The sequence below is a fragment of the Pseudarthrobacter niigatensis genome, from assembly GCF_030812615.1.
Classification (GTDB): Bacteria; Actinomycetota; Actinomycetes; order Actinomycetales; family Micrococcaceae; genus Arthrobacter; species Arthrobacter niigatensis.
On the sequence record NZ_JAUSTB010000001.1, the window covers coordinates 627,361 to 639,766 of the forward strand.

Annotated in this window: 9 protein-coding genes; 6 read left to right on the top strand and 3 right to left on the bottom strand. The window is 61.3% G+C overall.

Annotation, left to right across the window (positions count from 1 at the left end):
• The first annotated feature begins 197 nt into the window (after window positions 1–197).
• The 5 genes from J2T23_RS02915 to J2T23_RS02935 all read left to right on the top strand — a co-directional run bounded on the left by J2T23_RS02915 (window position 198) and on the right by J2T23_RS02935 (window position 8,834).
• Window positions 198–1,055, top strand: coding sequence for a DUF6650 family protein (locus J2T23_RS02915; RefSeq protein WP_307356962.1), 858 nt, complete (start codon window positions 198–200; stop codon window positions 1,053–1,055).
• A 466-nt stretch (window positions 1,056–1,521) separates the two neighbouring features.
• On the top strand, window positions 1,522–3,492 hold the full coding sequence (locus J2T23_RS02920; RefSeq protein ID WP_307356964.1) for a type I restriction-modification system subunit M: 1,971 nt from the start codon (window positions 1,522–1,524) through the stop codon (window positions 3,490–3,492).
• Complete coding sequence (locus J2T23_RS02925; protein ID WP_307356965.1) at window positions 3,489–4,808, top strand: restriction endonuclease subunit S; 1,320 nt, start codon at window positions 3,489–3,491, stop codon at window positions 4,806–4,808. Before J2T23_RS02920 ends, J2T23_RS02925 begins: the two co-directional genes overlap by 4 nt.
• A gap of 2 nt (window positions 4,809–4,810) precedes the next feature.
• Complete coding sequence (locus J2T23_RS02930; RefSeq protein WP_307356967.1) at window positions 4,811–5,746, top strand: restriction endonuclease; 936 nt, start codon at window positions 4,811–4,813, stop codon at window positions 5,744–5,746.
• Between the two features lie 10 nt (window positions 5,747–5,756).
• Window positions 5,757–8,834: a type I restriction endonuclease subunit R gene (locus J2T23_RS02935; protein ID WP_307356969.1), complete on the top strand. Its 3,078-nt coding sequence runs from the start codon at window positions 5,757–5,759 to the stop codon at window positions 8,832–8,834.
• A 398-nt stretch (window positions 8,835–9,232) separates the two neighbouring features.
• On the opposite strand, the gene J2T23_RS02940 is transcribed toward J2T23_RS02935, so the two are convergent.
• From J2T23_RS02940 to J2T23_RS02950, 3 genes are all read right to left on the bottom strand, one after another.
• Window positions 9,233–9,430, bottom strand: a complete 198-nt coding sequence (locus tag J2T23_RS02940) for a DUF4193 family protein (protein WP_307356971.1) — start codon at window positions 9,428–9,430, stop codon at window positions 9,233–9,235.
• Between the two features lie 394 nt (window positions 9,431–9,824).
• Entirely contained in the window at window positions 9,825–10,232 is a 408-nt protein-coding gene (locus tag J2T23_RS02945; RefSeq protein WP_307356973.1) for a hypothetical protein, read from the bottom strand.
• A 19-nt stretch (window positions 10,233–10,251) separates the two neighbouring features.
• Entirely contained in the window at window positions 10,252–10,692 is a 441-nt protein-coding gene (locus J2T23_RS02950) for an ImmA/IrrE family metallo-endopeptidase (RefSeq protein ID WP_307356976.1), read from the bottom strand.
• Window positions 10,693–11,362: 670 nt separating this feature from the next.
• Between J2T23_RS02950 and J2T23_RS02955 the strand changes: the two genes are divergently transcribed.
• Entirely contained in the window at window positions 11,363–11,695 is a 333-nt protein-coding gene (locus J2T23_RS02955) for a hypothetical protein (protein ID WP_307356979.1), read from the top strand.
• The last annotated feature ends 711 nt before the right edge of the window (window positions 11,696–12,406 follow it).

Genomic DNA, 12,406 nt, shown 5'->3' on the forward strand with positions numbered 1-12,406 from the left:
ACCAGGTACAGCTATTGGCGACCACTTCATGGGTGATGCAACCATGACGTGTACAGAACGGACGCCTTCGCAGATATGCGTTGGCTGGGCAATCCCAATTGCGACACAACGGGGCACAGCAAGCGGGCTGAATGGCGTTGTAATCACATCTATGGCGCCAACCACCACCGCAGGCTCACGCAGGGCCACACCGTCCTATGACTACCCTGCATCTGCTCAGCAAAGGAAATGGGCGATACGATTTCGCCGTGGCGACTAAATGCAAGGCGACCAGCGATGACGGAAAGCAAAACGGACGGTTCACTGACGATGTAAAAGCTGACGTGGCCGCACGTTCGGCTTATTTCTGCAACAATCCACAATGCAACCGACTTCTACGGGCGCCGCTGGATCAGAACGCGGCCGGCCCGCTGAAACTCGGACAAGTGGCCCATATCTATGGGAACCGCCACGGAAGCGAACGCCACCAGTGCCACGAGGATCCGTCTAGCCGCGCAAACCCAGACAATGCGATTTTCCTTTGCGCGGCCTGCCACGACATGATCGACAAGAGAGGGGCCCACAGTGGAGCATCAGGATTTAGTGCGCTAGAGATACTGTCTTGGAGGGACACTCACTATGCGCTGGTCCAAGAAGCTCTTACGGGCAGTTATGACCTGTTCAGCCTTGTCCGACGCCAATCACAGGCAGCGGCTGACGCCCGGGCACTTCTGACCGATATGAACAATAGGAGGGTCTTCTTCGATCCTCCTCACGACGAGGACTGGTCGCAGGTGGTCCAGTCCCTAGGTGAATTCAGAAGCCTTCTCAACGGTATTTTGAGGAACTCCCTACAAGGAGATCCCGTTCATCAACCTGCGACCGAGATCCAGTCGCTTCTTCGTAAGACTCTGGGCGATCTCAAGTTGCAAAAGAATGGCCTCGCCATCGACGAGGAAGAGGCTAGGGACTTCCTCAGAATAATGCGCCGCCGCCTCGGAAAGCAGATTGATGAACTGGCGCGGGTATCCGGAATGCCCGTTCCTGGCAATCTGCATTCGGTGTTGGCCCGCTAGTGCAATGGCAGACCGGCACGCCGCCCGCGACTCGCGAGTTGACCTCAAGCCCCAGAATCCTGCCACGACTGCTTGCATGGCTCCCCGAAGTCAAGCATGACCTCAAGGACGGTATATAGCACTGGAAAGCCATGGCCGCTCTGGCGCCGGGCCCGGACGTAAGCCCACTACGGGTTCTGGACATCGTGGGCTGGCGTTTGCCAGATGAAGCGCGGCGGGGTTGTCGACACTGAATTGCCACAACGGACCTGCGCAGCGCTTACCCATCACCCGCGCCCTCTTCGCAGCCATCCTTGATTGAATCGACGGGTAGTGCCCGACGAACGTGATGACGGAAAGACTCGTGTTGCGCCCGATCAGCGTGCTCCGCTCGATGCTATCGCCCACATATGATGCATAGGGATTGAGTGACGGGTGAACCGACACCGTGCACAGCCGACGGAGTCGGAGATATGAGGATCAAGACGTGGCCGGAAACAACAACGCTAACCTGGTGTGGAGCATCGCGAATATTCTGCGGGGCACCTACAAACCGGCACAGTACGGCTCAGTGATCCTCCCGTTCACCATCCTCCGCCGCCTGGACTGCGTCCTGGACTCCACCAAGGAAGCCGTCCTCGCCGAGCAGGAAGCCAAGAAGGATCTGAACATCCCGCTGGACACCTTCCTGCAGAAGGCCTCGGGCCGCAGCTTCTTCAACACGTCCAAGTTCAACTTCGCGAAGCTCCTGGATGACCCCACCAACATCAAGGCGAACATCTTCGACTACGTCCAGGGCTTCTCGGAGAACACCCGGGACATCTTCGAGCGCTTCGAGTTCTACAAGACACTCGAGAAGCTGGACAGCTCAGACCTGCTCTACCACGTCACCAGGGACTTCGCCGCGATCGACCTCCACCCGGAGACCATCAGCAACATCGAGATGGGCCTCATGTTCGAGGAACTCATCCGCCGCTTCGCCGAAGCCTCCAACGAAACCGCCGGCGAGCACTTCACCCCGCGCGAAGTCATCCAGCTCATGGTCCAGCTCCTGCTGAACTATGACGACGACGTCCTCACCAAAGAGGGCATCGTCCGGTCCATCTACGACCCCACCGCCGGGACGGGCGGCATGCTCACCGTCGCCCAGGAACACCTCCACTCACTGAACCCCAGCGCCTCCCTGGTCGCGTTCGGCCAGGAAATCAACGACGAATCTTACGCAATCTGCAAATCGGACCTGCTGATCAAGGGCCAGGACATCTCAAAGATCTCCGTCGGCGACACGCTCGCCAACGACCAGAACATCGGCCAGCAGTTCGACTTCATGCTCTCCAACCCGCCCTTCGGGGTCGAGTGGAAGAAGATCCAGCCGCAGATCCAGAAAGAGCACGAGCAGTACGGTTTTGAAGGCCGCTTCGGCCCGGGCCTGCCCCGCGTCAGCGACGGCTCGCTGCTGTTCCTGCTGCACCTGATCCGCAAGATGCGCCCGGCGCACGACGGCGGCTCCCGCATCGGCATCGTCCTAAACGGCTCGCCGCTTTTCACCGGCGGCGCCGGCTCCGGCGAGTCCGAGATCCGCAAGTATCTGATCGAGAACGACTTCGTGGAGGCCATCATCGCGCTGCCCACGGACATGTTCTACAACACCGGCATCGCCACCTACATCTGGATCCTCTCCAACAGCAAGAAGCAGAAGCACCCGGAACGCGCCGGAAAGATCCAGCTCATCAACGGCGCGGACTTCTTCCAGAAGATGCGCAAGAGCCTTGGCTCCAAGCGGAAGGAACTCGGCCCCAAAGACATCGCGAGCATTGTCCAGATGTACGGAGCCTTCGAGGACGACGGCGAGACCTCCAAAGTCTTCAACAACCAGGACTTCGGCTACTCCACCATCACCGTGGAGCGACCGCTTAAGCTCAACTTTGCCTGCACGCCGGAGAGGACCGACGCCGTTCTGGCGCAGAAACCGGTCGAGAAACTGTCCGATGACGATCGGCAGCTTCTTGAGAAGACGCTCACCCGGCTCGGCGAAGACGAGATGAAGTTCTGGAAGAACCGTGAGGCTTTCCTCAAGGTCCTCAAGCCGGCCTTGTCCGGGGCCGGCCTCAAGCTCGGCGCCCCGGTGCTGAAAGCTGTCCTCGCTGGGCTATCGGAGCGCGATGAAACCGCCGACGTCTGTAGAGGCCCAAAGGGCACTCCCGAGGCGGACACGGAACTGCGCGACACCGAAAACGTGCCGCTCGGCGAAGACATTCAGGCCTACTTCGAACGCGAAGTCCTTCCCCACGTCCCGGACGCCTGGATCGATGAGTCTAAGACCAAGATCGGCTATGAGATCCCTTTCAGCCGGCACTTCTACAAGTACGTCGCCCCCAGGTCGCTGGACCAAATCGATTCCGATCTGAATAGGCTCATCTCCGAGATCACCGCACTGCTGGCCGAGGTCGAGAAGTGACGCCCGTCGGACAGTATTCGGACTATAAGACGTCCGGCATCGATTGGTTGGGCGATATTCCTACGCACTGGGACACGATCAAGCTAAAGAACGGCTTCGATCTGCACAAAAGGCCCGCGGTCAAGTCAGCTGGCATCGTGACGGCCTTCAGAGACGGGCAGGTGACGCTGCGCTCGAACCGCCGAATCGACGGGTACACCGAGGGTGACAAACAGATCGGTTATCAGACAATTCATCCCGGCGACCTCGTCATACATGCCATGGACGCGTTTGCTGGCGCTATCGGCGTTTCCGATTCGTTCGGCCAATCAACTCCGGTTTATTCAGTTTGCACTCCAAAGTCTGGGTTTAACTCCTACTTTTACGCTCGTGCTCTCCGACACATCGCATTGACCGGTTACATCACCTCGCTCGCAAAAGGTGTTCGGGAGAGGTCTACAGACTTCCGCTGGGCGGACGCTAAAGAGTTGCCTGTTCCGAGACCTCCGCTTGAGGAGCAGGACAGTATCGTCGCTTACCTCGACCGTGAGACTGCCCAGATCGATGAGTTGGTCACCAAGCAGGAGCGGCTCATCGAACTGCTCGCCGAGAAGCGCCAGGCCATCATCACCCACGCGGTCACCAAAGGCCTCGACCCTGCCGCCCCAACCAAACCCTCCGGTGTTCCCTGGCAGGGCCCCGTTCCGGAGCACTGGACAGTTCAACCGCTGAAGAATCTGATTCGAATGCAGACCGGCGTTACACTCGGGAAGGATTTCTCTGAACTTGAGACTGAGACGTATCCGTATCTGCGAGTGGCAAACGTTCAAATCGGATACGTCGACCTTAATGAAGTCAAGGAAATCGACTTGCCCAAAGATGTGGCAACGACGTCCATGCTGCGGGCTGGTGACGTGCTTATGACAGAAGGCGGGGACCGAGACAAGTTGGCCCGCGGCTGCATTTGGGAAGCTCCGATAGCTCCATGCGTGCACCAGAACCACATCTTCGCCGTGCGAACTGGCAATCAATTACTCAATAAGTTCTTGGTTCTGGCTCTGGACGCTGATCCCGCGCGAGCCTACTTCTACCTCACTGGTAAACAGTCGACCAATCTGGCATCAACGAACTCTACGACGGTCAAGAACTTCAGGTTTGGTGTTCCACCGATGGTTGAACAACACCGGATTGTCGATCATCTCGGACGAAAGACCCGGCTTATCGATGACCTCATGGATAAGGCAAATGCGGTTATTTCCACTCTGAAGGAACGCCGCTCGGCCCTCATTTCCGCTGCCGTAACCGGCAAGATCGATGTTCGTGAAGGAGTTGCTTAGGTATGACGTTGCCTCAGTGGCATGAATTCGTCGACCCCGTTCTGCGCACCATGTCGGACGGCCAGATTCGTCGGAATGCTGAAATCAGGACGGCTGTGGCTGAGCGCACCCGGCTGAGCGAAGAGGACATGGCGGAGGTGATGTCGTCGGGCGAGGCGCGTTGGTCCAACCGGATTAACTGGGCAGTTTTCGATTCCATGAAGGCTGGACTGCTTGTCCGCGAGGCGCGTGGGCAATACAAGATCAGCGACGAGGGCCTCCGCAGGGCGTCCTCCGCTGCCGAAATCACCTACCAGACGTTGATGGAGTATGACTCCTACCTCGCGTACCAGAACGCGTCGAAGGCTCCCAAGAAGACGGTTCTGCCCGGCGTAGAACCGGCTACCGCGGCCTCCGAAGTGGTGGTCGACGCAGATCCCTCCGAGGCCCTCGAGCAGTCCGCGGACCAGCTCAACCGGGTGGTCATCGACGAGATCTACCGCAATCTGCTCGAACTCTCTCCCGACGCTTTCGAACGCCTCATTCCCTTTGTCGTGAGGGCGCTTGGCTACGGAACAGATCGTGAAGACAACCTGAAGCCCACTCAGCGTTCCGGCGACAAGGGCATCGACGGAATTGTCTGGCAGGATGCGCTCGGGTTCGACCGGGTCTACCTTCAGGCCAAGCGCTATTCCGAGGGCAACAATGTGGGCGCTCCCGAGGTGCAGGCGTTCAGCGGAGCATTGGGCCAGTTCCGCGCCACCAAGGGCATCTTCATCACCACCTCGACGTTCACCATCGGGGCGCGAGCTGTCGCCCGCGACACCGCCCATTACACGTTGATTCTTATCGACGGGCAGCGGCTGGCGTCGCTCATGTTCGAGTACGGCGTCGGTGTCCAGGTTGACCGCACGGTGGTCGTGAAAAAGCTGGACCAGGACTTTTTCGACAGTTTCTAGGGGGAACCGTATGGCGCAGCACAATGAAGTGACGTTCGAGGACGAGATCTGCCAGGCTCTCGCCGCCGAGGGATGGATCTACGAGCCGCACCGCAAGGCCGGTGAGCTGTACGACGCCAACCGCGCTCTGGTCCCGGAGGATGTCTTCGCGTGGCTGGCGGACACGCAGCCGGAGCAGTTGGCGAAGGTCCTGAAGCCAACGGATTCTCCGGCGGAGGATGAGGTCGCGAAGCGGCTGCTTTTGGACCGGCTGTGCAAGGTTTTGGACAAGCCGGCGGCTAAGGAAGCCGGCATGCTCTCGGTGCTGCGCACGGGATTCAAGGAGGTCGCGGCGAAGTTTGAGATGTGCCAGTTCAAGCCGGCCATGGGCCTAAACCCGGAAACGCTGGAGCGCTACGGCAAGGTCCGCCTCCGGGTGATCCGGCAGGTCCACTACTCCACGTTCGACACCATGAAGAGCATCGACCTGGTCCTGTTCGTCAACGGGCTTCCGGTCGCGACCATCGAGCTCAAGACGGACTTCACCCAGAACATCAATGACGCCGTCGAGCAGTACCGTAAGGACCGGCACCCCCGCAACAGCAAAAACAAGGACGAGCCGCTGCTGTCCTTCGGGCGCCGCGCACTGGTGCACTTCGCTGTCAGCAACGACGAAATCCAGATGACCACCGAACTCAAGGGCAAGGACACCTACTTCCTGCCCTTCAACCTTGGCAATGACGGGCACGCCGGCAACCCGGTCAACCCCAAAGGATCTGCCACCAGCTACCTCTGGGAACAAGTCCTGCAGCGCGACTCCTGGCTGAACATCATCGGCAAATTCCTGCACCTGCAAATCAGCGACAAGACCAACCCCGTCACCGGCGAGCGGGAAGTCCGCAAGTCCCTGCTGTTCCCCCGCTACCACCAGTGGGACGTGGTCAACCACCTCATCGAGACCGCCCGGACCGAAGGTCCCGGCCACCGCTACCTGGTCCAGCACTCCGCCGGGTCCGGCAAGACCAACTCCATCGCCTGGACCGCTCACCAACTCAGCTCCCTGCACGGCGCCGACAACGAGAAGATCTTCGACTCAGTCATCGTCGTCACCGACCGGACCGTCCTGGACGCCCAACTGCAGGACGCGATCTACCAAATCGAACACAAGTCCGGCGTCGTCGTCCCCATCCGAGGCAACGCGGGCTCCAAGTCCGCCGAACTCACCGCCGCGCTGGTGGCACGGACGCCGATCATCATCGTCACCATCCAGACCTTCCCGTTCGCGCTGAAGGCCATCGCCGAGTCCCAGGCCCTGAAGGGCAGGAACTTCGCCATCATCGCGGACGAGGCGCACTCCTCCCAGACCGGTTCCACCGCGAACAAGCTGAAGAAGGTCCTCTCCGCGGAAGAGCTGGCGGACGTGAACGACGGCGGCGAGTTCGACGTCGAAAGCTACCTGGCGGCCGAGATGGCCGAGCGGGCGGATGCCAAGAACATCAGCTACTTCGCCTTCACCGCCACGCCGAAGGCCAAGACCCTGGAGCTGTTCGGCCGCAAGGGCCCGGACGGGCTGCCACAGCCGTTCCACCTGTACTCCATGCAGCAGGCCATCGAGGAGCGCTTCATCCTGGACGTGCTGCAGAACTACACCAGCTACAAGGTGGCCTACCGGCTCACCCACGAGGGCCGAGACTACGACTCGGACGACGCCCAGGTGGAGAAGTCCGAGGCGCTAAAGTCGCTGATGAACTGGGTGAAGCTGCACCCGTACAACATCAGCCAGAAGGTCCAGGTGATCGTGGAGCACTTCCGCGCCAACGTCGCCTGGCGCCTGGACGGCAAGGCCAAAGCCATGGTGGTCACCGGCTCCCGCAAGGAAGCCGTCCGGTACAAGCTCGCGATCGACAAGTACATCCACCACGCCGGCTACTCCGGGCTGGGCACCATGGTCGCCTTCTCCGGCGAAGTGAACGACGACGAATCCGGACCCGACGCCTTTACCGAGCTCAGCATGAACCCCGGGCTCAAGGGGCGCACGCTCCCCGAGGCGTTCTCCACCGAGGAATACAAAATCATGCTGGTGGCCAACAAGTTCCAGACCGGCTTCGACCAGCCGCTGCTTGTTGCCATGTACGTGGACAAGAAGCTTTCCGGTGTCTCCGCCGTGCAGACCCTGTCCCGGCTGAACCGCACCGCAGTCGGCAAGGACCAGACCTTCGTCCTGGACTTCGTAAACAACCCGGACGAGATCCTCGCCTCCTTCCAGCCGTACTTCCGCGAGGCCGCACTGGAAGACGTCTCCGACCCGAACGTCGTGCACGACCTTCAGGCCAAGCTCGACGCCGCGCAGATCTACCTTGATTCCGAGGTGGACGGGCTGGTGAAGTCCTATGTACTGGAGGCCGGCAACAACGCGCTCTCCGGCTGGGTGGCGCCGGCGAAGTCGCGCTTCAACACCCGGTACAACGCCGCTGTGGCCGAGGGTGACAAGGCCGCCCAGGGCGAGCTGGACCTGTTCCGGAAGGACCTCGGCTCGTTCGTCCGCGCCTACGACTTCCTCTCCCAGATCGTTGACTTCGCCGACACGGACCTGGAGAAGCGCTCGATCTACTACAAGCACCTCCTGCCGGTTCTCCGTGTGAACGACGCGAAGGTGTCTCTGGATCTCTCCGGCGTGGTGCTGGCGAAGTACGCTCTGAAGGACAAGGGCCAGGCCCAGCTGCAGCTCTCCAGCGAAGGCGAGCCGTTGAAGCCCTTGACGCATTCGGGAACCGGCCAGACTAAAGATCCCGTCTTGGTGACCTGGGAAGAGGTCATCCAGCAGGCCAACCTGCCCTTCGAGGGCGAGGAACTCGACGCGGTGGCGCACTTTGTCGAAGGTGTACGGCGCGAACTGGTAAAGAACGAGACGCTCCAGAAACAGGCGCAGAACAATTCCCGGAGCCACTTTGGCAGCAGCCCACACCTGGAAAAGGCCGTCACCGACGCGGTGTCGAACTCCATGGACAGCCACTACAACCTGAGCCTTCAGGCCCTGGGCGACAAGACGAAAATGACGGCGCTCCTCAAGATGCTGAGCGAACTCGTGTATGAGGAGCTGCAGAAATGAGGGGTGGCCGTTGAGCGCATTTGGGCGGGTCCCGATATGGCCGATCGGACGGTTGGCCTCGACGTTAGCGGCAGGAGCGCCGCGGAGCCGGGGAACGCGGAAGTGCCCATGATGGGCCATGTTCGATCGCACCGGGTCGATGTCCAGGCCCAGCCCCCACGTCCCAGAGGCCAAGGCTTGCCGAGCCGAGCTTGTAGAAGAACTACCTAGAGACCCGGCAAGTCTCCTGTCTCGTAATTGGACCGCGCCCAACAGATGGCGCATTACGGCCGGATCGGCGACGAGATCTCCGAGCTGGCCCTGACCCGTTCCAGGGACGGAAGGCTGAGTTCGGCCTCCATGCGGCCCAGACTGACGCGCGTCGACCGGTCCGCGCATTGCCGGCGTCAGACCGCTACTCAGCCTTCACGGTCAGTGCAGTACGCGTGGCCGTCTTTCTGCAGGGCGATCGGGGACCGGCACCGGACCAGCAACCAGGGCCAGCAGGTGAACTCGTTTTCGGCCTGCGGGATGACCTCGACGATCAGTTCCTCGGCGATGAATTCTCGGCCCTGGACATCGAGCCGTTCCAGCCCGTCGGTATCAACGAGCTCCAAAACGACGTTGCGCGCGTCAGGAGTGATCGCTGACTCCTACCCGAGAACGGCGGCTTCGGTAAGGACGGCACCCCCGGGCAAAGGCTCCCGCTCCACGATCACAGCAGGTTGTAGGTCCAAGACGACGGCAATCCACTCTATCGGCCCGGCACTCTCCCTGGAAGGCCGGCACGACAGAGGCAGACCACAGGGGCGCTGCAGACGCTCAGGCGGCCGGGACGCAAGAAGGAGCTTGGGTGCCCGCAGCAGAGAGGAGAGCACAGGCCCATTAGGGCCGACATGTGCCACGGACACCCCGGGCGGACTCGCCTAGCGGACGTGTGACGCCTTTAAGTTTACTGGCACGTCCCAATTCTCCGGTTAACGGAGGCGCAAAGGCCGGAACCGTGGTTGGTTAGAGTCCGAGAGTGGTCTTAACGCCGTTGTAAATTATGAGAGCCGGACCCGATATGACGACCAGGACCAGCGCCAGCTGTAGGAGGAGGTCCAAACTCCCGCAGACGCGGATCGTGAACCGGTGGCGCTCGCGCAGCTTCATTATCCTCCGCGCCGGGTTCTTGATGTCCGGATACATGACCTCGGCGTATGCCTGCAAGAAGAACAGGAACGGCGTGATGTGTCGTATGCCCCTGATAGCTGACGCGCCGGGGACAACGCCGTTGAGGTCTCCCAGGTCGTCGGCGTTCCCGCCTTCGGAATCGTTGTCGACCTGTTTCTTTTTGACTGTGCTGTTCAGCCGCTTCGCGAGGTCTGCTCCAGAGGTATCCGCGGGCGCTGATTTAGACGCCTCTGTATCGGGCACGGCAACGATATTGGACTGGTTAGACAACCGGCCTCAGCCCCAATGTGTCCAGGCGGTTCTGCATCGCGTCCGTCGAAACCCTGAACCGTCTGGCCAGGCCGTACAGGTCAAGCTCCTCGCTCAACCATTCGACCTCATCGCTGGGCATGAGCAATGTCGCGGCGAAGGTGTTGGCGAATACCTCGCGCGGGTCCGTGCCAGCGGAGGAGAGAGTGTCCCGCCGGTCAACAAACCCGCCCTCCCCCAACTCTTGGCCCCGCACGTCGAGCATGTGCCCGATTTCATGGGCGCAGGTGAACCGGCGGCGGTGGATGTGCTCGGCAGAGTTGATCGTGATCTGCGGTGCGCCGGTGGGCGGAATGTAGATGAACCCGGAGAGGTCGTCGCCCTCCTGTGACAGGTCGGCCGCGTAAACCTCGGCGCCGAGCTTCTCGGCGATGATGGTTGCGTCGACTGGCAACGGAATCTCCCCGTTCGTGTCCGCCCAGTAGGTGTTCAGTGTCTGGGCAGCCGCCATTGTGGCCCGTCTCTTGATTGCTGCGATGCTCTCCGGCACGTTTGTGGCTCTCCCTCCGCCTGCGTTCGAAAGTATATCCGAGCCTGGAGACATCTCTGTCGGGGACGCCCCCGACCCGCCGAGGCCGTGATCTGACCCCATTTCGGTCCGAAGTGCCGGTCGACGCCAGGCAGTTTCCCGGGCACGCATCCCCGGTTGGACCACGTCGGGGTGGAACGGCGGAAAACGTCCGAGCCCTCCTCCGCGAACTCCAGTACGACTTCGACCGAGTACGGATAGACTCAGGGTCGGTGTAGAGATCCGGGTGGTTCAGCGCCTCCCCAACACGGCACTGCAGGCCCAGGGGCCGGCCAGGTCATCCCTTCCGGTGCGCACCGAATGAGCCCCGTTGTGCCCCCCCTAGCTGGCCGTCCGTGACGAGGCGGAGACCGGGGTTGCCGGGGTCCGCCGGCGTTCAGGTTCCGGACCATGGTCATGATGATGAGCCCGGCGACGACGGGCGGGTTTCCATCGACGGGGCCTATACGGTAATCGAGCGGTCGGTTCACCGCTGGCCGCCTACACTGAACATCATTGATGAGAGATCCCGGATCACATCCGGGAAGGGGGAACGATGAGTAACTTAGGCCTATACCAGCAGATCACCACCGCGGCAAAGGCCGCCGGCGGGGTGGAGCAATTGATCAAGCACATCGAATTCGATGCAGTGAAGAAGGCCGCCCCCGCACTGGTGGGGGTAGGAGTCCTGATTGGTGCGGGTGCGAAGCCCGCCCTGGATGCCAGCAAACGTGGCTTGGCCAGGCTCAAAGGAAGTGGAGCCGCCGCCGCCGAGGCCAAGGAGCGGCTGAGGGCCATCGTTGATGAGTCAACGAGCTCAGGCGACGTAGCGGAAGGACCGGTTGGCGACCCGTACGATACCTGCGACGGGATTCCCGAGGGGAAGTAGTCCAGCCCCGCCGCAACGGTATTCGGGGGGTTAGCGGGCGACGATGGTGACCTGCTGGCCATCGCCGAAGCCCATCCGGCCGACGGCGCGCACCTTGTAGGCGTCGCCAGATCGGAAGGCTGCGTATCAAGTCGATCCTCGACGGCGAAGACCCAGCGCCCGCGGAAAGAATCCAGCGTCTTCCCCGGACGAGCTCCCCGTGCTTGACTGCACCACAGCTTCTACCGATGTTTCCTGCCTGCCAGTGATGTCTCCATGGCGGGGAAGAGAGTACGGACGTCGCGAATCACTTGATCCGGAGAGGCTGACGGCCAGGTGCGCCGATGAGGCTCCGCTTTCACCGGCATCGGTGTGTTGCCGCCGAGGAAGGCGCATTCGTTCAACGAGAACGTTGAGCGCGAACGGGCGCGTCAGCCCTACGCGAAAGCACCCTGCTGCTGAGCGCGGAGCGCCTTGATCACCGGTACCGCACCTTCGAGCCGGAAGACGTCAATAGGCCGGGCATCCAGGTGGGCGTTATGTCCGCCCCGCCAGAGCACAGCCTGGGCGGGTGAACGCCGCGTGCAAGGGGCCAATCGAAGAGTGCAGATCCGACAGCTTCGTCAGGTGCTCCGCGTTCGGTGTCTCCTGTCCGGTCAACCAGCGGGGGAGCTTGTCCCCACTGATCCGGAGAAGGGCAGCCACGGCGTTGCTGCCCAGATCTTTGACAAG

What these genes read in the sequence shown, in the direction of transcription:
- J2T23_RS02915 (WP_307356962.1), top strand. Translation starts at nt 198, where the DNA reads ATGACTACCCTGCATCTGCTCAGCAAAGGAAATGGGCGATACGATTTC.
- J2T23_RS02930 (WP_307356967.1), top strand. Translation starts at nt 4,811, where the DNA reads ATGACGTTGCCTCAGTGGCATGAATTCGTCGACCCCGTTCTGCGCACC.
- J2T23_RS02935 (WP_307356969.1), top strand. Translation starts at nt 5,757, where the DNA reads ATGGCGCAGCACAATGAAGTGACGTTCGAGGACGAGATCTGCCAGGCT.
- J2T23_RS02955 (WP_307356979.1), top strand. Translation starts at nt 11,363, where the DNA reads ATGAGTAACTTAGGCCTATACCAGCAGATCACCACCGCGGCAAAGGCC.